Origin of the sequence: Psychrobacillus sp. MER TA 171 (assembly GCF_023713305.1) — a bacterium.
Classification (GTDB): domain Bacteria; phylum Bacillota; class Bacilli; order Bacillales_A; family Planococcaceae; genus Psychrobacillus.
This window is the reverse complement of record NZ_JAMAWN010000011.1, coordinates 64097-82830: the sequence shown is the minus strand read 5'-3', so window position 1 is coordinate 82830 and position 18734 is coordinate 64097. Positions and strand designations below refer to the sequence as shown.

Sequence of the window (18734 nt, the reverse complement as noted above, 5' to 3'; positions counted from 1 at the left end):
ACGGGTTAAGTGTTGCACGAAATTAAAGTGTTGCAGAAACGAGTAGAAGTGTTGCGCGAAATTCAAAAGTGTTGCACGAAATTAAAGTGTTGCAGAAACGGGTAGAAGTGTTGCGCGAAATACAAAAGTGTTGCGGAAAACGAGTTAAGTGTTGCACGAAATTAAAGTGTTGCGGAAACGGGTAGAAGTGTTGCGGGAATTCCAAAAGTGTTGCACCAAACGAGCAAAGTGTTGCGCAAACCCAAACTATTGTGCCAAGCACTGAACCTGCTGGGGAGTGGTTGAGTGAATTAAAAGTCCTCTGAAATCTATAAGCTTATGAAGTTGACGAATAGTCTGAAATAGTATAAAATTTATTTAATTTATTATATTAGCACTCTACTACAGTGAAGTGAATTAGGGGTGGGACAATGAGTAAAATTCAAATGTTTGAGAAGCCGCTTGGGATGCGAGATTCGTTCCCAGAGGTTAATGAGCAAAAAGAATACATAAGATCCGTCGCGAGAGAGTTTATTCGCACCAAAGGATATGATTTTATAAAAACGCCATCAGTCGAGTATTTTGAGACAATTGGAAAGGCGTCGGCAATTGATGAGTCCTCATTATTTAAATTGGTGGATAACCAAGGAGAGATGCTCGTTTTACGACCTGATATGACGACTCCTATCGCTAGAATAGCAGCATCCAAGCTATTAAAAGAAAAGAATCCGCTTCGCCTTGCGTATTATGCAAATGTCTTTCGTGCGCAACAACGGGAGGGTGGAAGGCCAGCGGAATTTGAGCAGCTGGGCTTAGAGCTGATCGGTGATTTTAGTCCTTACGGAGACAGCGAGATTATTTATACGGCTGTAGAGCTCGTTAAAGCGTTAGGCGTGGAACATTTTCAAATCACGATTGGGCACGCTGGGCTTTTGACAGCTATTCTTTCCAATAATACAAACAAGCCGGAGCAGGTGGAAACGCTAAGAATGCTCCTAGTCGAAAAGAATTTTGTAGGATTTAAGAAAATGCTGGATGACTTAGAGCTATCCGCTATTCAACAAGAGAATTTGACTATGCTGGTGGATCATACGATGGAAGCGAAGTCAGTGGAAGATTTTAGACAGCTTTTGACAAACGAGCAGCAATATCTAGTGGATCAGATTATACAGCTCCAGCAGCTATTAGAGCTTCAGCTGAGTGATCCCTCTATTTATTCCTTCGACTTTTCATTAGCAAGCCATATGAGCTATTACACAGGCATGCTGTTTGAGATTCATGCTGCCGGCAGTGGCTTTCCTCTTGGAAATGGTGGAAGGTATGACGAGCTATTTAAGCAATTTGAACAAAATGTAGGGGCAACCGGCTTTGGATTAAGAGTAGATCGGTTGCTAGAGGTTCTCCCTAAAAAAGAGAAAAATGAAAAACATACACTTATTTTATTTGATAAAGGCTCCTTCCTAAAAGCTAATGTTCTAGCAGAGGCAAGACGTAGTATTGGGGAGCGCGTAACGCTTCAATATGAGGGCAGTGTCCATGATTTAGAGGCCTATCAATATAGCTTTCAGGAGATAATTAAGGTAGTAGAAGGTGGTTTTGCAGGTGAATGAATTAACGATTGCGATGCCGAAAGGGCGCATTTTTGAGGAAGCCTATCAACTATTTGTCGAAGCAGGGTTTAATTTACCAGCTGAAATTAGCGATTCTCGCAAGCTAATCGTAGAAGCGCCGGATGAGCGTATCCAGTTCATCCTAGCGAAGCCAATGGATGTCCCGGTTTACGTCGAGCATGGGGTCGCTGATATTGGAATAGCTGGCAAGGATGTTTTACTGGAGCAGCATCGAGATGTGCATGAATTATTAGATTTACATATTAGTAATTGCTATATTGCAACAGCAGGGCTGCCGAATACGGTGATGAATGAGATCGCCCCTCGTGTTGCAACTAAATATCCAACAATAGCTACTAATTTCTACAAGGAAAAAGGGGAGCAGGTGGAAATCATTGAGCTGAACGGTTCGATAGAGCTGGCTCCAATGATAGGCCTAGCCGACCGTATCGTCGATATCGTGTCGACAGGACAAACGCTAAAAGAAAACGGCTTAGTGGAATATGAAAGGATTGTGGATATATCCTCTCGACTAATCGTGAATCCTGTAAGCTATCGTGTAAAAAGTGAGCGGATTCGAGAGTTCGTTGCCAAGCTAAATAAAGAACTTCAAAAAAGGTAGGGAATACCATGATGAAAATAGAGAAGCTTACAGATAGCATCACATTACAGCGCTCTGTGGAGCAGGCTAATATGACTCACCTCACAACCGTTCGAGAGGTTATTTCAGAGGTACAAGCAAATGGAGACCAAGCGTTACTCGCCTATACAGAAAAGTGGGATGGAGTTACGCTTTCCAGTCTGAGGGTGTCAGAGGAAGAGATGGAGGAGGCGTTCATCGGCTTTGATCCTCAGCTGATAGAGGATTTGAAGGAAGCAGCGAATAATATTCGTACATTTCATGAGAAGCAGGCGAGACAAAATATTGAATTGGCTCTAGAGAAAAACTCATATATTCAATATAGAATCTCACCATTAGATGCAGTCGGCTTATATGTGCCAGGTGGGACAGCTGCATATCCATCGTCCGTACTCATGAATGCGATTCCAGCCATTGTCGCAGGTGTAACTCGAGTAGTTATCGTATCGCCGCCTTCTAAGGATGGCAGGCTTCCTGCTTCGGTTCTAGTCGCAGCAAAAATAGCTGGAATAACAGAAATCTATAAGGTAGGTGGCGCTCAAGCGATTGCGGCGCTGGCTTACGGAACAGAATCCATTCAACCTGTGGATAAAATAACTGGACCAGGTAACAGCTATGTGGCACTTGCGAAACGAGAAGTGTTTGGCAAGGTGGCAATCGATATGATTGCTGGGCCAAGTGAAATAGCGATTATTGCCGATGATACTGCCTATGCAGATGAGGTAGCAGCCGATTTATTAGCACAGGCGGAGCATGATGCCTTTGCGAGTTCGGTTTTAATTACCACTAGTGAGCGTTTAGCCAAGCAGGTCTCCATAGAAGTAGAGAGACAGCTAAAGCAGCTTCCTCGTGAAGAAATTGCACGGGCCTCTATAGAAAACTACGGTCGTATCTATTTGGCACAATCGCTTCAAGAGGCAGTCAAGGCAACAAATGAGCTTGCTCCTGAGCATTTAGAAATTATTACGGAAAATGCAAAAGAGCTGAGTGAGCAGATCAAGCACGCTGGAGCTATATTCATTGGTCGATATAGCAGTGAGCCAGTCGGCGACTATTTTGCCGGTACGAACCATGTGCTTCCAACGAACAGTACGGCTCGTTTTTCGAGTGGCTTAAATGTAGACGATTTTGTAAAGAAAACGAGTGTCGTGTATTATTCGGAGGAAATGTGGCAGGAGCAATATCCTAAAATCGCTCGTTTGGCTAGACTCGAGCAATTAGAGGGACACGCTCGATCTGTCGAATCAAGAAGCTGGGAGAAGGGGAATGCAAAATGAAACCAAATCGAATTGCTAAAATAGATAGAATGACAAATGAAACAAAGGTTTATGTAGATATTAATCTGGATGGAGAGGGTAAGGCGGAAATTGAGACTGGCGTTCCTTTTATGGATCATATGCTGGACCTGTTTACGAAGCATGGCCTGTTCGATGCCACAATTAAAGCAAATGGCGATACACATATAGACGACCACCACACAACAGAAGATATCGGTATTGTATTAGGGCAAGCAGTAAAAGAGGCACTAGGAGACAAAAAGAGTATCAAACGCTATGGAAATGCGTTTGTACCAATGGATGATGCATTAGCCCAGGTTGTAATTGACATTTCAAACAGACCTCATTTAGAGTTCAGGGCACAGTTTCCGACACAAAAGGTAGGGAACTTTGATACGGAGCTGGTTCACGAATTCCTATGGAAATTTGCTTTAGAGGCTCGTATGAACGTCCATGTCATTGTTCACTACGGAGCGAATACCCACCATATGATTGAAGCGATTTTCAAGGCACTTGCTCGAGCAATCGACGATGCCATTACAATAGATGATCGAGTGAAGGGTGTTCCTTCTACAAAGGGTCTACTTACATAAGGAGGAATTTCATGAGCTCAATACAAGTATATCCCGCAATCGATATGAAGGGCGGTAAATGTGTACGCCTGTATCAAGGGGATTATGAACAAGAAACTATATATGGTGACTCTCCATTTGATATGGCAAAAAAGTTTGTCGATGAAGGGGCAACCTGGATTCATTTGGTTGATCTAGACGGGGCAAAGGATGGCGAAAAGATTCATGCCAAGGAGGTTATCCGTATTGCGAAAGAGCTACCGGTTAACGTTCAAATAGGCGGAGGAATACGATCTAGCGAGGATGTGAGCTACTATCTTGATCACGGGGTCAATCGTGTCATTATAGGTAGTCTTGCCATTTCACAGCCAGAGCTTGTTGCCGATCTGATTCAAGAGTATGGCGGTGATCGAATCGTCCTTGGGTTAGATGCGAAGGATGGCATGGTAGCAACGCATGGCTGGCTAGAAACGTCTAGCCAGTCAGCCATTGAAGTAGGGCAATACTTTGCCTCTAAAGGTGCGAAATACGTTATTTTTACAGACATTGCGACTGATGGAACATTGCAAGGACCAAACTTAAAGGCGAACAAAGAGCTAGCAGAAGCGACTGGCCTGTCGATTATTGTATCAGGAGGAATCAGCTCCTTAGAGGACATCGAGGCAGTTGCGGAACTCTCTAAAATTTCCAGCGTTAGCGGAGTAATCACAGGAAAAGCATTATACAACAATCGTTTTACATTAAAAGAGGCGCTACAAACAATAAGTAATTGAGCAAGCCTTGAAGGGGAGTAAGAATATGGCTACATTAACATTTGACGATAAAGAACTAATCCCAGTAATTGTACAGCATGCCGTTACAAGAGAGGTTTTAACGCTTGCATATATGAATGAAGAGGCATATGAAAAAACAGTGGAGACGAGAGAGGCATGGTTCTTCAGTCGAAGCAGACAAGAGCTTTGGCATAAGGGAGAAACGTCCGGAAATACTCAGAAGGTCGTATCCATTCAAACGGACTGTGACTCCGATGCACTCGTACTAGAAGTGCTGCCTAGTGGACCTGCTTGTCATACGGGAGAAGAGACATGCTTCCATAAGAGCCTAGAACAATTCGAGGAGGCGTCTGGCTATAATGTAATGACTAAATTGATTAAAACAATCGAAGAACGTCAACAAACAATGCCAGAAGGTGCTTATACTACTTATTTGTTTGAAAAAGGTGTCGATAAAATTTGCAAGAAGGTCGGGGAGGAAGCCTCAGAGGTAATCATAGCCTCTAAGAACAATGATGCAGAGGAGCTGAAATGGGAAGCTGCAGATCTCATTTATCACTTGCTTGTTTTATTGCAAAACCAAAAAGTCAGCTACTATGATTTATTACAGGTGTTACAAAAAAGACATGAAGCGAAAGCAGATAAAAAATAATACTTTATGATATACTGAAAATATACTAATAAGGAGCGTTTCCGTAACGTTCCTTATTATTTTTCGGAGGAGTATCTTGAATAAAAAAAGAAGTAAGAAACTAGACAAAGAAAATATAATTTCATTTTTGCCGACTGGCGAATATTACTATAAAAAAGCATTAGATGAGCTTCAAAAAGATGAGTTACAAAAAGCACAAAAATATTTAAAGCGAGCAACTGATTTAAGCCCAGACGAACCAATGATCTTATTGCAATATGGGATCCTCCAAATGGAGTTCGATAACTATGATTACGCTCATGAGCTATTGAGAAGCGCGTATTCACTAGATCCGAACGAAGGAGATATCATTTTCTTTTTAGCTGAGGTAAACGCTCATTTGGGAAACTTTATAGAGGCAAATCGCTTTGCCAAAATCTATTTAGAAAAGGAAGTTAACGGAGAATATATGGAGGAAGCAATGGAAATCATTGATTTCACCGAGCAGGAGGATATCGTAAACCTTCAGCTGGATACCCCCTCTAGTGAGGCGCTTTTCCTTCAAGAAAAAGCCCGACGCTTTATGGAGCAGGGTAAATTTGTAGAAGCAGTTGAGCTGCTAGAATCGATCATTGCAAACCATCCGGATTTTTGGGCAGCGTTCAATAACCTAGCGCTTGCTTATTTTTATTTAGGAGAGGAAGAACAGGCTAAAGCATTACTGCATCAGGTATTACGAGAGAACCAAGGGAATATCCATGCATTATGTAACTTGGCCGTTATTCACTACTATGAAAAAAATAACGAGGAGCTTGAGGAAATCACAGCTCTTTTATCTAAAATAAATCCTTATTTTATCGAGCATCGCTATAAGCTAGGTGCGACTTTTGCGTTGATAGGGAAATATGAACAAGCCTTTAAATGGTTGAGAAGCATTCAACGAAAAGGATTTGAAGCAGATCCAGGCTTCTATTTTTGGCTTTCGCATTCTGCTTATTTTGCAGGGCATGAGGAAGTGGCGCGTAATGCGTGGAAAGCGCTTTTAAAGCTGGATCCAGAAAAAGCAGGCTTCGAGCCGTGGCTCCCACAAATGAAGGAGCTAGTAGAGCCAAATAACGAGGAACAAAAGAATTTAATCTTAGAAAAGCTAGAAAACAAAAATATTAGTGAACGTATTTTTGGCTTCTATCTGTTAGGGAAGTCTCGTCATCGCCAGGAAATTATCGCACACCCTAAGTGGATTGTAGTGGAGGAACTGACTACAATGGAGAAATTGTTTTTAGCTAATTCTCTTGGGCATAAATTCGATGAGAAATCTCCGGCAGAAAAAGCATTTTTGAGAGCCATTGCAGCTACGGATTTACTTTATGACAACAACAAGTCACTGGAGCAGTCAGAGACACTGTTATTACAAATGTGGTTTGTGCTAGTAGAGCGTGCGCTAGAAAAAGGGTATGGCTTTAAAAATCCGCGTGCTTTGGCAGCAGCGACTGAGTATATGTTCGTATCCTCACGAATGAAAAACGTGACGAAAAAACAATATGCGGAGCAATACGGAATCACTACAGCAACGCTCACGAAATATGTCAACGAGCTAATCCAATTCTTACCTTTTTCTGACTCCTAAGCATATTAGTTGATGAAGGGTACAAAATTAGTTAGATTGTTGGTATGTAGTACGTAGGAGGAATTATCGATGACAACTGAAAATATATATGACGTGATTATTATAGGAGCGGGCCCAGCAGGTATGACAGCAGCTGTATATACTTCCCGTGCAAACCTTTCCACTCTAATGATTGAACGTGGAATTCCAGGCGGCCAAATGGCTAATACAGAAGAGGTAGAAAACTACCCAGGATTTGAAACAATCTTAGGACCTGAGCTTTCTACTAAAATGTTCGATCATGCGAAAAAATTTGGTGCAGAATATGCATATGGTGACGTTTCCGAAGTAGTCGATAACGGAGACTATAAAACCGTAAAAGTAAGCGGTAAAGAATATAAAGCATTAGCTGTTATCATCTCTTCAGGAGCTGAATACAAAAAAATGGGTATTCCCGGGGAAACAGAGCTTGGTGGACGTGGGGTAAGCTATTGTGCAGTTTGTGATGGTGCTTTCTTTAAAGGGAAAGACCTAGTAGTAGTTGGAGGCGGGGACTCTGCAGTTGAAGAGGGTGCTTTCTTAACTAAGTTTGCGAACAAAGTAACAATCGTACATCGTAGAGATAAGCTTCGCGCTCAAAAAATTCTACAGGACCGAGCTTTTGCTAACGAAAAAATAGACTTTATTTGGAATACAACATTAAAAGAAATACACGGAACAGACGGTAAGGTTTCTAGCGTTACTTTAGTATCCACAGTGGATGGTTCCGAAAAAGAATTTTCAACAGACGGTGTATTCGTATATGTTGGAATGCTACCACTTACAAAACCATTTCATAGCCTTGGCATCTTAAATGAAAATGGTTATATCGTTACAAACGAGAAAATGGAAACAGCAGTACCTGGTATCTTTGGGGCAGGGGACGTTCGTGATAAAATGCTTCGTCAAATTGTCACAGCAACAGGTGATGGTAGTGTAGCAGCTTTATCAGCTCAGCACTATATTGAGCATTTAAAAGATAAAAACACATCAAATATTTAATTTAATTTTATCTTAATTTAACTGTAACTGTTCTGAAACATATTAAGTGTATAGTAAAGTATATAAATTGACCCCCTTTTTATATATGCAAGATTTGAACAGGCTGTTTTGCGATTTAAATCGTGAAGCAGCCTCTTTTTGTGCAAATTCATGTATAATATAAGGTAACTACAGACAGATGGAGTGACCATACGTGCAAAGAATCGCTAATTTACTTATTTGTAAAGACGACAAAGTTTTGTTATTAAAGAAACCACGTAGAAACTGGTATGTTGCACCAGGCGGAAAAATGGAGGAAGGAGAATCTATTCTTATTTCTGCTGTTCGTGAGTTTACGGAAGAGACAAACACTGTACCGATCAATCCACATTTAAAGGGAATCTATACAATGCTCATTGAAGAGGATGGGAAACGTCTAGATGAATGGATGTTATTTACCTTTATCGGAACAGATATAGAAGGAACTCCATATAAAGAAACTAAAGAAGGTGTGCTCGAATGGCACCCGGTTGAAGATTTAGCACATCTACCGATGGCAGAGGGAGATCGAACAAATCTATTGTTTGCTGTAAAGGAAAAGGGTATGCAATACGGTACTTTTGTATATACTCCAGATTTCGCATTAATCAGTGAAACTATTCAACATTCATGGGAGGATAAATAGATAGTGGAAACTCAGCAGAAGCCAGAAACAGAAGTAGTCATCATTACTGGAATGTCAGGAGCAGGAAAAACAGTAGCTATCCAAAGCTTTGAAGACCTAGGCTATTATTGCATAGACAATCTTCCTCCTGAGCTCCTAAGCACTTTTATCAAGCTAATGATTGAGTCAAATCAGCAACCGCGAAATATAGCAGCGGTAATGGATTTGCGTGGAGGGAAAATGTTTCATTCACTCGTTGACTCCGTTAACCAGCTTCAAGAAGCAACCTCGGTAACTCCAAAGGTGTTGTTTTTGGATGCACAGGATGAGGTTCTTGTCCGAAGATATAAGGAAACAAGACGCTCCCATCCGTTAGCAAATGCAGGATTGCCATTAGAAGGTATAAAAAAGGAAAGAGAGCTTCTTTCTGACTTAAAAGGCAGAGCACAATTTATTTATAATACATCCAAGATGAAGCCACGCGAGCTTCGAGAAAAAATTCAAGAGGAATTTTCGACAAATGGAAGCCAGGTCTTTACAGTGAACGTTATGTCCTTTGGATTTAAGCACGGAATTCCTATTGATGCAGATTTGGTTTTTGACGTTCGTTTTCTTCCAAATCCGTATTATATCGAGGAGCTTCGCTTAAAATCAGGACTAAATGAAGAGGTTTCTAGCTACGTTTTAAAATGGGCAGATACGAAGACGCTTATCGAAAAACTAAAAGACTTGTTTGCCTTTATGATTCCGCAATACAAGCGAGAAGGCAAGACGCAGCTTGTTATTGCCTTTGGCTGTACGGGCGGTCAACACCGTTCTGTCACACTAGCAGAATATTTCGGTAAGGTTTTTAAGGAAGACGATGAAACAGTAATAACTCATAGAGATGTTACTATCAGGAAGGAATGACTTAATGGGTCGTACAAAACACCGTAAAAAAATAGTCATCATTGGTGGTGGTACTGGCTTATCTACCTTGCTTCGAGGACTTAAAAAACTTCCATTAGATATTACTGCCATTGTTACAGTTGCAGATGACGGAGGGAGCTCCGGTAGATTAAGAGATGATTATGATATTCCACCACCTGGTGATATCCGTAACGTCTTAGCAGCCTTATCAGAGGTAGAGCCGCTCGTAGAAGAAATGTTTCAGTTTCGCTTTACTAATTCCAGCGAACTCGAGGGACATTCCTTAGGCAATCTAATGATTACTGCTTTAACCTCGATTACAGGAGATTTTGCACATGCAATCACGGAAATGAGCCGTGTTTTAAATATTCATGGAAAAGTGCTTCCTGCTGCCAATCAGCTAGTCACACTCCATGCACAATTTGAGGATAAAACTATTGTTACAGGGGAATCTAAAATACCGGACTATGGGAAAAAGATAGAAAAGGTATTTATTACTCCTGACGATGTAAAGCCACTGCCAGAGGCAATTAACCTAATCCGCCAAGCGGATATTATAGCAATTGGACCTGGTAGCCTTTATACTAGTATTTTGCCTAATCTCTTAGTCGAGGATATTCGTAAGGCAGTCATCCGTTCGAAGGCTAAAAAAGTGTACATTTGCAATCTGATGACACAAGCTGGAGAAACGAATAACTATACTGCGTATGATCATGTAGAAGCATTGATCGACCATGTAGGCGAGAACTTTATAGACTCTTTGTTGATAAGTAATGAGGAAATTCCTGAAAATGTTCAGTATTTATATAAGCAGGAGAAGGCTTCTCCCGTTAAAATTGATATAGAGAAATTAGAAACACTAGACATAGAAATCGTTAAGAAGGACATTTCCATCGTATATAATGGCGCTGTCCGTCATGATGCGATAAAAGTAGCGGAATGGCTTTACGAATATGCAGGCCAAAAAGGATTCAAACAATAGAGAGGCTCTGCAAGAAAGGGGGAAACGTTATATGTCGTTTGCTTCTGAAACAAAAAAAGAGATGACACAGGAGGAGGCTGAGCCTTGCTGTTCGAAGGCAGAGCTTTCAGCGCTCATCCGTATGAATGGTTCTCTTTCTTTTAGCAACAAAATGCTTAGCTTGGATGTCCAAACCGAAAATGCGGCGATTGCCCGAAGGCTGTACACGTTGATCAAATCATTGTATCAGCTGAACGTGGAAGTACTTGTTCGTAAAAAGATGCGTCTTAAAAAGAATAATGTCTATATTTGCCGAGTAAGAGAAGGCTCCAAGAGGCTACTAGAGGATTTAATGATTTTGAAGGAAGGCTTTGAATTTGAGTATTCGATTTCACAGGAGCTTGTCAAAAAGAACTGCTGTAAAAGAGCTTACCTACGTGGAGCTTTCTTAGCAGGAGGCTCTGTCAATAATCCAGAAACTTCCTCTTATCACTTAGAAATTTACTCCTTATATAAAACACATAGCGACGCATTAGTCGATTTAATGAACTTTTATGAATTAAATGCAAAAACCATTGAACGTAAAAAAGGTTTTGTGGCATATTTAAAGGAAGCAGAAAAAATTTCTGACTTTTTAAGCATCGCTGGAGCACATCGTGCCCTCTTAAAATTTGAGGATGTGCGAATCATCCGAGACATGCGGAACAGTGTCAATCGCTTGGTCAACTGTGAAACGGCCAATCTGAACAAAACCATCAGTGCAGCTATCCGACAAGTGGATAACATCCGTTTTATCGATAATGCAATCGGGCTGGACCAATTGCCTGAGAAGCTTCGAGAAATTGCCCGTCTTCGTGTCGAGTATCAGGATGTAACCCTAAAGGAGCTAGGCGACATGGTATCCACTGGAACTGTAAGTAAATCAGGTGTTAACCATCGCTTGCGTAAGCTGGATGAAATAGCAGATGCTTTAAGAAGAGGCGAATCAATTTAAAGAAATGGGGCTAAGGATTATGGCGGAACAACAGGTCGAAGTAAAATTACAATCAGGACTACAAGCGAGACAAGCAGCTTTATTTGTACAAGCAGCGAATCGTTTTATAGCAGATGTGTTTCTTGAAAAAGATGACAAAAAGGTAAACGCTAAAAGTATCATGGGAATCATGAGCCTTGCGATTGGCAAGGGCGCTACTGTTACTTTGAGTGCTGAAGGCTCTGATGAAGAGGAAGCTGTGGAATCATTAGTTAAGTTCATTTCTAATGCTGAATAAAGAAAAAGAGCTGTTATCTAGTCCGCTTGGATTAGATAACAGCTTTTTTTGTAGAATGTCATTAAATGTGGTTAAGCACTTTATCTACATATTTTTTGGCAGAAACTAGTCCCAAGCCTGTTTCGTTCCGAACAAGCTTGACCATTTCAACCTGGCTGCTGTCATTATTATTCATCTCTACGATTTGTTTTTCTAAGGCTTTGTCTCCTTTAAACGGAAGGGTCTGTCGTGCTTCTAATTTTTTTATTTTACTTTGTAGACTTACGATGTATATGACTAAGGATAATATGATTAACAGAGAACTTATTGTATATAGCAAATGGAACACAACCTTTCATCTTTTTATAAAAAAATCCAAGGCAGAGAATCACCGCCTTGGATTTATATTATATTATTTTAAATCTTTTTTCATGTCGCTACGTGAAATGATATGGTCGATTAGACCGTATTCTAATGCACGCTCTGCTGGCATGAAGTTATCGCGATCTGTATCTTTTGAAACGACTTCAATCGGTTGACCAGTACGTTCAGCCATAATTTGGTTTAGCTTGTCGCGTAGGTATAAAATACGTTTTGCTGCAATCTCGATTTCCGTTGCTTGCCCTTGAGCTCCACCAAGTGGTTGATGAATCATAACCTCAGCATTTGGAAGTGCATAGCGTTTGCCTTTTGTTCCAGCTGTAAGTAAGAAAGCACCCATTGATGCTGCCATACCGATACAAATAGTTTGTACGTCTGGTTTAATGAATTGCATTGTATCGTAGATAGCCATACCTGCTGTAATACTTCCGCCTGGGCTATTGATATAGATAGAGATATCTTTTTCTGGATCTTCTGCTTCTAGGAATAAAAGCTGTGCAACGATCGAGTTTGATACGTTGTCATCAATCGCGCTACCAAGCATGATGATGCGGTCTTTTAATAATCTAGAATAAATGTCATACGCACGCTCGCCGCGATTTGTTTGTTCAATAACTGTAGGGATTAAATTCATCCTGGATTGCCTCCTTCAAGGTAATTGTTAGTGTTTTTTTAGTGTGTACTGAGAAATTCTGCCTCAGTTGTAACTTTATCATACATGGAATGGTCAAGGAAGGTCAAATATTAAGCTTTGAAATGTTTACTTGAATTATTCCTATACCATTTGTATAATAGAAAGGTCGCTTGCCCTCGTAGTTTAATGGATATGACACAAGATTCCGGTTCTTGGGATGGGGGTTCGATTCCCTCCGAGGGCGTCCATAACAGCTAGAAACACTCGAATCCGTTCGAGTGTTTTTTTATGCTCATTTACTATGTGTTTGGGGCTTTCTTATTCATTTTTACTTCTCCTCTCATATGATTCAGCATATGCTCCACTTCGAAAGTGTAGTATGGGATCGTCCGTTAGCTCGATTCCCTTTGGAACAATCGTTGGGTCGAAAACAATGTCTTTCTTAGGATGTATTTTATTTCTAATTTCCAAACGACCTATATTCACTTTTCTTCTATCTTCTGGCCACGTATCCGTCGCATCGTTTGGGTTATCCCCTTCCTCTGCTAAGCGGATGAACAGATCAAACTGGACTGGCCCCCGTTTTAATCGGTCGTCGAGCTCCTCCGTCAAATAGTTGGCTGAAATCGATTTGCTTGTTAGAGTAGAATCTTTTGTTTCATCAACTGGGACCCATTCGTATTTGATTGCTTGGCGTTCGCCGTCTTTATTAACGAAATAGAAGGCGTGGATAGGATAGTAGTGAAGCTCAGCGTAGCTCGTTGGTGGCTGCTTTGCCTGCTCCTTAATGATTTGAATGACCTCTTTGCTATGTGGATATTTTTTAGAAACTAGCTCAACCATATTAATGGCCCGGTCAATCGTTTTAATCCCAGTTTTTTTATCCGTAAATATTTCGATCATATCTATAAACTCTCTAGGACTGCTTGTGACGAACATCGGTACAGTAGAGCTCACTAAATTGGTGAAGCTTCCATCGGGTAGCTCAAATTGAACGGCGAGCCCTTTGGCGGGAACAAGATAATCGACGGAGGCAGGGTTAGGGGGGCTATTGGAAAATCGAGCAGTAGCAGGAATTGCTTCTCTATGAAGATGGGGTGCAACCGTATAGGGTACAGCATTCCCATTTGGAAGAAATGTTGCCTCATACATATCCCCCTTAGCGTGTGCGCGCCTCGCTCCAGGGAATTTTCCTTGAATCTGCTCCAGTGCATCAATGGCTTCTTTTGGTGTTAAATCCTCGTTATGTACTTGGTCCATTTGTTTACCTCCTTTATTTACTGTCTAATCTATATCATTACCACTCTTTTCCTATATTAAACTCGTAAAAGGGACTTCTAATAGTCATAATTCATGTATAATATAATTAACTTATCAGAATAAAATAAAAATGATAAGACTGCAGGCTGAAAGGGGAATGGCACTGTTGAAAAAAATAATACATCTGCTAGTTATAACCTTCCTTATTTTGTTGTTCTCTCCTTTAAGTACAGGGGCTGCTGGAGATATATCAAAGGATACCTATTTAGTAGATGAAGAGAACTTTTTAACAGAAGAAACGAAGCAGGAAGTAAAAATACTGGGAGAAAAATTAAAAAAAGGAACGACCGCTCAGCTGGTTGTGATGATTATCGAGCATGTAGGAGACCAGTCGGCAAGTGAATTTAACATGGACATCATACGAGAGAACCAAATAGGAAGTGTACGAAATAAGAATGGCTTACTATTCTTAATCGAGACGGATCCGATTAACGGGGGAGGTCCGGCAGTAGAGATTACAGTGGACCGTGACTTGGAAAAAGCACTTTCAGATGCCAAAATAGATCAGATAATCGATCGGTATACGATGCCTTATTTAAACCAGGGTCTAATCGATGAGGCTGTAATCTCCACCTATCAGGCTTTGTCCAATGAGGTTTCTAAGCATTACGGTATTTCGGAGGGGCTAACGAAGCCACAGCCCTATACGAGTAACAGCCTACAGGACAGTATCTCTATTCCAACCATAATCATTATCCTTCTAGTCATCTTCCTCCTATCTAGAATGGTAAATGGTAAAAGAAAAAAGCAGAGAGATTAACAAAAGAAACGGGGAAATGGAATGAAACTAGTAGAAATAAATAAGGATAACTGGCTGAAAACGGTCCTTCTCACAACTAACGAGGATGGCAAAGGAACCGTAGTAGAGAAATTTGTTGCCTCCAACGCATTATCCATCACCCAATCAGTCTATGAAACTGGATGGATTATAAAAGGTATCGAAGCAGAGAACAAGCTCATTGGCTTTGCCATGTACGGGTTTGATGAAGAAACTGCAAACTACTGGATCTGCCGCTTTATGATCGATCATAAAAGCCAAGGAAAAGGCTACGGCAGAAAAGCAGTAGAGCTAGTGCTGGATGAAATGAAGCAATTGGACGGCTGCAATTCCATCTATTTATCAACGGAGCCAGAAAACGAAATAGCCATCAAGCTCTATGAAAGCCTCGGCTTCGAAAAAACAGGCAACATCAACGAAGGCGAAGCAGAGTTTGTGTTAAAGGTTTAGAAAATGAAGAGGAGAGCTAAATGCTCTTCTTTTTTTGTAGTCTTTGGAGAGGGATTGGGGTTGTGGATTTGGATTGTAGTAAAGTATGGCGGGATTGTAGTAATTTAAGCCGTGATTGTAGTAATCCGTGGAGTGATTGTCGTAAAAATTCATCAGAGAGAGCCCACGGAATTTGATTGTAGTAATCTACGAGTGCATTGTCGTAAACTAGGCAATGATTGTAGTAATCCATGAAGTGATTGTCGTAAAAATTCATCAGAGAGAGCACATGGAATTGGATTGTAGTAATCTACGAGGGTATTGTCGTAAACTACGCTGTGATTGTAGTAATCTACGAGGGTATTGTCGTAAACTACGCTGTGATTGTAGTAATCCGTGGAGTGATTGTAGTAAAAATTGATCAGAGAGAGCTCATGGATTTGGATTGTAGTAATCTACGAGGGTATTGTCGTAAACTAAGCATTGATTGTAGTAATCCATGGAGAGATTGTCGTAAAAATTGACCCGAGAGAGCACATGGAATTGGATTGTAGTAATCTACGAGGGTATTGTCGTAAACTAAGCAGTGATTGTAGTAATCCATGGAATGATTGTCGTAAATTAAAACGCTAGGAATTTCAGGTAAACTAGCCAGCTGGTGAAGGTAGGCGGCAAATGGGGTGGGGTCTATGAGTGAACGGTTTGAATTAAGTTTTAAAAACAAGGAAGTAAGAGTGTGGTGTTATTTAGCTATACCAACGTTTATAATATTAATCCTTATGATTAATTATAGTGATACAAACTATCAGTTTTTTGTTCTTTTGGCGTTTTGGGCTATCTTTTATACGTGGCGTTATTTTTATAGGAAGAAAAACAAAGATAAAACGAGCTAGCCATAGCCTAGCTCGTTTAAACCATTATTTGACATAGTTGGTTTTCTGCTAATCTGTCTCTGCAAACTTCTTAAGCATTTGGATAACCTTCTTGTAGACATCTCGATGAGAGCCTATCGTGATATCACCTGTAACTCCTAAGTCAAATCCCGGAGCGTATAATAGCTTACCATCATCATAAAGGGTCACGGTATATAACGTGTGGCCTTGATCGGCTTCGGTAGTTAAATAGATTTGATAACTATCTACTTGAGGGAGTAATTCGGTTCTCCAGCTGCTTTCCTCCTCGGTAACCTCTTGAATAGGTAAATCGTTAATGGATTCCATTATTTCATTTATTTGAACTGTGTCTGTTGTACAGCCGTTTATTTGCTTGGAGCCAGTTCTCCCATTAAAGCAAACGGAATCGAACGAAACATCGATAGCCGGCTTCCTGTTATTAAAATAGGCATCAAAATTTAGGATGATATCATATAGATGTTTGCCATCTAGAGATACCATTCCGTTATATCTTCCTATTTTTCTAGGCTCTTTTTTAGAAAAGATATATTCTTCTTTTAACGTGTGAAAGATTTTCTGCCCTTTATTGTTTGTCAAGGAAACCTCTACGGTAGCACGATAAATAGTTGGATGATCCTTGTCCTGTTTAATCTGTACCTTCTCTAATTGCATGTCTAAATTACTGTCTATTAATTGGGAATTATATTTGAACACCATGACAGTGCTAATAGCCTGTTCCATCATATCTTTTGTGAAATAATCACCAAAGCTCTTGTAATAATAATTAATAAAGTCTTTGTTTTCCTTTGATTCTAGCAGCTTATTGTACTCCTCCTGGTTCTTTGTAGGGGTTTTACTTTGTAGGTCAAACCATGCCCGTAGTAAGCGTTCCAGTTCCATATCCGGCCCATTATATTCTTTTTCAATGACTGCCATAATTACTTCCTCGTTCGTAAGGGGCTGGGCTGTTTGCTCGGTTTCTGATGGGACCATTAAATTTGTAATAAGGAAAAAGGAGGCAACGGCTATAGCTGCTAATGCAAGGACGCCGGGAAATATTCTTCGTTTTTTCTGTTCCGTTCGTTCCTTTATCGCTAGCCATGTATTTCGTCTTGCTTCATTAGATCGTTCGACGTGCTTCATCTCCTCAAAAAGCTCATCAAATTCCTTTGACGGTTCCATTTACATAACCTCCTTTTTGATGAAATTCCTTTTTTAGCGCCTCGAGTGCACGCATCATTTTCATCTTGACCTTTGCCTCGGTCCATCCCAGGATGAAGGCAGTTTCCTGGATGGAGCATTCCTGGATTTTTCGCAGAATGATCACCTCTTGATAATCCTTCTTTAGTAAGCGTAAGGAATCATACATCCGTGTCAGCTTTTCTTTTCGTTCGATGTGACCTTCTGGGGAAAGCTCCTTTGTTTCTATATCATGATTCTTTTCAAATGAAAAAAATTGAACGACTCGTTTTCTTCTAAAATAATCATACGTAACATTGCGAGCGATTTTTAGTATCCACGTAGCAGGGGAAGCTTGCTTATCAAAGGAAGCATATCCCTTAAATGCTTTGTAAAAGGTTTCCTGTGTCAGGTCCTCGGCACTCTCTTTATGACGGACAAGTAAATAAATATAGCCGTAAACCCGGTCGCTGTGATCTCTATATAGCTGTTCCATTTCCATCTCCTGACCCCCTTAGTGCAATAGACGAACGAATAAATGAAAAGTATCGTTTTATTTAAGTAGAAAGTGAATTACCCAATAAAGTCCTAGTGGAATAGCCATTTACCAATCAAACACGAACACTTTCTTTATATTGATTGAAGCGGCAGGCGACGACATAAGTAGGGATGAGTGAGACAGATAAGACATCACAACCACGCGCGTTAGCGATGGGTGATGGCTTATCGCTCACCCCACGGAAAGCGTTCGCCTAGAGCGGAAATCAACTCTACATTCTCATAAAACAGCATTTAAACTTCCTTATTCTCTCTAAATAGTTCGATGTAAAAGTAAAATTAATTCCACTCAGATATAATATTCTATTCTAATCTCACGCTCTTCTATTTTACCTTTTAAGGAATATTTTGTATGCGACACATTCGGCACGCTTTTAATAGGTTAAAAGTTTATAATGAGAGAAGCTAAACGATGGGGGGGCACAGAATATGATTGTCCATTTCTATACAAGACCAGGCTGTCATTTATGTGAGGACGGAAGAATGATGCTGAAGCTGGTACAGGAGGACGTGCCATTTCAAATAGTGGAGCATAATATAGAAGAAGATGATCAGCTGCACGAAAAATTTATGCTCATGATTCCGGTTGTGGAATACCAAGGGGAGATCATACAGTACGGGAATCTCGACTATGTGACGCTGCTGGAAGCATTAGAAAAATAATGCTTCC

The 18734-nt window shown here is 40.5% G+C and carries 22 protein-coding genes and 1 tRNA gene; 18 read left to right on the top strand and 5 right to left on the bottom strand.

The window, feature by feature from the left end:
- The first annotated feature begins 410 nt into the window (after positions 1–410).
- The 13 genes from M3627_RS11880 (at position 411) to M3627_RS11820 (ending at position 11913) form a co-directional block, all read left to right on the top strand.
- The gene (locus tag M3627_RS11880) at positions 411–1589 is read left to right on the top strand and encodes an ATP phosphoribosyltransferase regulatory subunit (RefSeq protein ID WP_251555786.1); all 1179 of its coding nucleotides are present in this window, start codon (positions 411–413) and stop codon (positions 1587–1589) included.
- The gene (gene hisG / locus M3627_RS11875; RefSeq protein WP_169359716.1) at positions 1582–2211 is read left to right on the top strand and encodes an ATP phosphoribosyltransferase; all 630 of its coding nucleotides are present in this window, start codon (positions 1582–1584) and stop codon (positions 2209–2211) included. The genes M3627_RS11880 and hisG overlap by 8 nt, the downstream gene beginning before the upstream one ends.
- An 11-nt stretch (positions 2212–2222) precedes the next feature.
- Positions 2223–3506 carry a histidinol dehydrogenase gene (gene hisD / locus M3627_RS11870; protein ID WP_251555867.1) on the top strand — a complete coding sequence of 428 codons (1284 nt, stop codon included), beginning with the start codon at positions 2223–2225 and terminating at the stop codon, positions 3504–3506.
- Entirely contained in the window at positions 3503–4099 is a 597-nt protein-coding gene (hisB, locus tag M3627_RS11865) for an imidazoleglycerol-phosphate dehydratase HisB (RefSeq protein ID WP_169359715.1), read from the top strand. The genes hisD and hisB overlap by 4 nt, the downstream gene beginning before the upstream one ends.
- An 11-nt stretch (positions 4100–4110) precedes the next feature.
- Positions 4111–4851, top strand: a complete 741-nt coding sequence (gene hisA / locus M3627_RS11860) for a 1-(5-phosphoribosyl)-5-[(5-phosphoribosylamino)methylideneamino]imidazole-4-carboxamide isomerase (RefSeq protein ID WP_251555784.1) — start codon at positions 4111–4113, stop codon at positions 4849–4851.
- Positions 4852–4876: 25 nt separating this feature from the next.
- Positions 4877–5503, top strand: coding sequence for a bifunctional phosphoribosyl-AMP cyclohydrolase/phosphoribosyl-ATP diphosphatase HisIE (gene hisIE / locus M3627_RS11855; RefSeq protein WP_251555779.1), 627 nt, complete (start codon positions 4877–4879; stop codon positions 5501–5503).
- Between the two features lie 76 nt (positions 5504–5579).
- Positions 5580–7109, top strand: a complete 1530-nt coding sequence (locus tag M3627_RS11850; RefSeq protein ID WP_251555776.1) for a tetratricopeptide repeat protein — start codon at positions 5580–5582, stop codon at positions 7107–7109.
- Positions 7110–7178: 69 nt separating this feature from the next.
- Complete coding sequence (trxB, locus tag M3627_RS11845; protein WP_169359711.1) at positions 7179–8129, top strand: thioredoxin-disulfide reductase; 951 nt, start codon at positions 7179–7181, stop codon at positions 8127–8129.
- 193 nt (positions 8130–8322) lie between these two features.
- Positions 8323–8793 carry an NUDIX domain-containing protein gene (locus M3627_RS11840; protein WP_169359710.1) on the top strand — a complete coding sequence of 157 codons (471 nt, stop codon included), beginning with the start codon at positions 8323–8325 and terminating at the stop codon, positions 8791–8793.
- Between the two features lie 3 nt (positions 8794–8796).
- Positions 8797–9681 carry an RNase adapter RapZ gene (gene rapZ / locus M3627_RS11835; protein WP_342559832.1) on the top strand — a complete coding sequence of 295 codons (885 nt, stop codon included), beginning with the start codon at positions 8797–8799 and terminating at the stop codon, positions 9679–9681.
- A gap of 4 nt (positions 9682–9685) precedes the next feature.
- Complete coding sequence (locus tag M3627_RS11830; protein ID WP_169359709.1) at positions 9686–10663, top strand: gluconeogenesis factor YvcK family protein; 978 nt, start codon at positions 9686–9688, stop codon at positions 10661–10663.
- A 31-nt stretch (positions 10664–10694) separates the two neighbouring features.
- Positions 10695–11636, top strand: a complete 942-nt coding sequence (gene whiA, locus M3627_RS11825) for a DNA-binding protein WhiA (protein WP_169359708.1) — start codon at positions 10695–10697, stop codon at positions 11634–11636.
- Between the two features lie 19 nt (positions 11637–11655).
- Positions 11656–11913: an HPr family phosphocarrier protein gene (locus M3627_RS11820; protein WP_169359707.1), complete on the top strand. Its 258-nt coding sequence runs from the start codon at positions 11656–11658 to the stop codon at positions 11911–11913.
- Between the two features lie 61 nt (positions 11914–11974).
- Here M3627_RS11820 and M3627_RS11815 read toward each other — a convergent pair whose 3' ends face one another.
- Positions 11975–12232 (bottom strand): ribosomal protein L7/L12, encoded by a 258-nt coding sequence (locus M3627_RS11815; RefSeq protein ID WP_251555774.1) that lies wholly within the window; start codon positions 12230–12232, stop codon positions 11975–11977.
- 72 nt (positions 12233–12304) lie between these two features.
- Positions 12305–12907, bottom strand: coding sequence for an ATP-dependent Clp endopeptidase proteolytic subunit ClpP (gene clpP / locus M3627_RS11810; RefSeq protein ID WP_251555768.1), 603 nt, complete (start codon positions 12905–12907; stop codon positions 12305–12307).
- 172 nt (positions 12908–13079) lie between these two features.
- Here clpP and M3627_RS11805 point away from each other — a divergent pair.
- A tRNA-Arg gene (locus M3627_RS11805) sits at positions 13080–13151 on the top strand.
- Between the two features lie 74 nt (positions 13152–13225).
- On the opposite strand, the gene M3627_RS11800 is transcribed toward M3627_RS11805, so the two are convergent.
- On the bottom strand, positions 13226–14167 hold the full coding sequence (locus M3627_RS11800; RefSeq protein WP_251555765.1) for a catalase family peroxidase: 942 nt from the start codon (positions 14165–14167) through the stop codon (positions 13226–13228).
- 166 nt (positions 14168–14333) lie between these two features.
- On the opposite strand from M3627_RS11800, the gene M3627_RS11795 reads away from it, so the two are divergent.
- The 3 genes from M3627_RS11795 to M3627_RS11785 all read left to right on the top strand — a co-directional run bounded on the left by M3627_RS11795 (position 14334) and on the right by M3627_RS11785 (position 15958).
- Entirely contained in the window at positions 14334–14987 is a 654-nt protein-coding gene (locus M3627_RS11795) for a TPM domain-containing protein (protein WP_251555762.1), read from the top strand.
- A gap of 21 nt (positions 14988–15008) precedes the next feature.
- Positions 15009–15455: a GNAT family N-acetyltransferase gene (locus M3627_RS11790; RefSeq protein ID WP_251555760.1), complete on the top strand. Its 447-nt coding sequence runs from the start codon at positions 15009–15011 to the stop codon at positions 15453–15455.
- Positions 15456–15772: 317 nt separating this feature from the next.
- The gene (locus M3627_RS11785) at positions 15773–15958 is read left to right on the top strand and encodes a hypothetical protein (RefSeq protein ID WP_251555759.1); all 186 of its coding nucleotides are present in this window, start codon (positions 15773–15775) and stop codon (positions 15956–15958) included.
- A 417-nt stretch (positions 15959–16375) separates the two neighbouring features.
- Here M3627_RS11785 and M3627_RS11780 read toward each other — a convergent pair whose 3' ends face one another.
- Positions 16376–17509 (bottom strand): hypothetical protein, encoded by a 1134-nt coding sequence (locus tag M3627_RS11780; protein WP_251555758.1) that lies wholly within the window; start codon positions 17507–17509, stop codon positions 16376–16378.
- Positions 17487–18008, bottom strand: coding sequence for an RNA polymerase sigma factor (locus tag M3627_RS11775; RefSeq protein ID WP_251555756.1), 522 nt, complete (start codon positions 18006–18008; stop codon positions 17487–17489). The genes M3627_RS11780 and M3627_RS11775 overlap by 23 nt, the downstream gene beginning before the upstream one ends.
- A gap of 485 nt (positions 18009–18493) precedes the next feature.
- Here M3627_RS11775 and M3627_RS11770 point away from each other — a divergent pair, with 485 nt between their 5' ends.
- Complete coding sequence (locus tag M3627_RS11770; RefSeq protein ID WP_251555755.1) at positions 18494–18727, top strand: glutaredoxin family protein; 234 nt, start codon at positions 18494–18496, stop codon at positions 18725–18727.
- Positions 18728–18734 lie beyond the last annotated feature (7 nt).

Bases quoted from the DNA above. Each gene is read 5' to 3' on its own strand.
- M3627_RS11775 (WP_251555756.1), bottom strand. From the start codon at position 18,008: ATGGAAATGGAACAGCTATATAGAGATCACAGCGACCGGGTTTACGGC.
- M3627_RS11770 (WP_251555755.1), top strand. From the start codon at position 18,494: ATGATTGTCCATTTCTATACAAGACCAGGCTGTCATTTATGTGAGGAC.
- M3627_RS11780 (WP_251555758.1), bottom strand. From the start codon at position 17,509: ATGGAACCGTCAAAGGAATTTGATGAGCTTTTTGAGGAGATGAAGCAC.
- M3627_RS11790 (WP_251555760.1), top strand. From the start codon at position 15,009: ATGAAACTAGTAGAAATAAATAAGGATAACTGGCTGAAAACGGTCCTT.
- M3627_RS11820 (WP_169359707.1), top strand. From the start codon at position 11,656: ATGGCGGAACAACAGGTCGAAGTAAAATTACAATCAGGACTACAAGCG.
- whiA (WP_169359708.1), top strand. From the start codon at position 10,695: ATGTCGTTTGCTTCTGAAACAAAAAAAGAGATGACACAGGAGGAGGCT.
- hisD (WP_251555867.1), top strand. From the start codon at position 2,223: ATGAAAATAGAGAAGCTTACAGATAGCATCACATTACAGCGCTCTGTG.
- M3627_RS11830 (WP_169359709.1), top strand. From the start codon at position 9,686: ATGGGTCGTACAAAACACCGTAAAAAAATAGTCATCATTGGTGGTGGT.
- clpP (WP_251555768.1), bottom strand. From the start codon at position 12,907: ATGAATTTAATCCCTACAGTTATTGAACAAACAAATCGCGGCGAGCGT.
- hisA (WP_251555784.1), top strand. From the start codon at position 4,111: ATGAGCTCAATACAAGTATATCCCGCAATCGATATGAAGGGCGGTAAA.
- M3627_RS11880 (WP_251555786.1), top strand. From the start codon at position 411: ATGAGTAAAATTCAAATGTTTGAGAAGCCGCTTGGGATGCGAGATTCG.
- M3627_RS11800 (WP_251555765.1), bottom strand. From the start codon at position 14,167: ATGGACCAAGTACATAACGAGGATTTAACACCAAAAGAAGCCATTGAT.
- trxB (WP_169359711.1), top strand. From the start codon at position 7,179: ATGACAACTGAAAATATATATGACGTGATTATTATAGGAGCGGGCCCA.
- hisB (WP_169359715.1), top strand. From the start codon at position 3,503: ATGAAACCAAATCGAATTGCTAAAATAGATAGAATGACAAATGAAACA.
- hisIE (WP_251555779.1), top strand. From the start codon at position 4,877: ATGGCTACATTAACATTTGACGATAAAGAACTAATCCCAGTAATTGTA.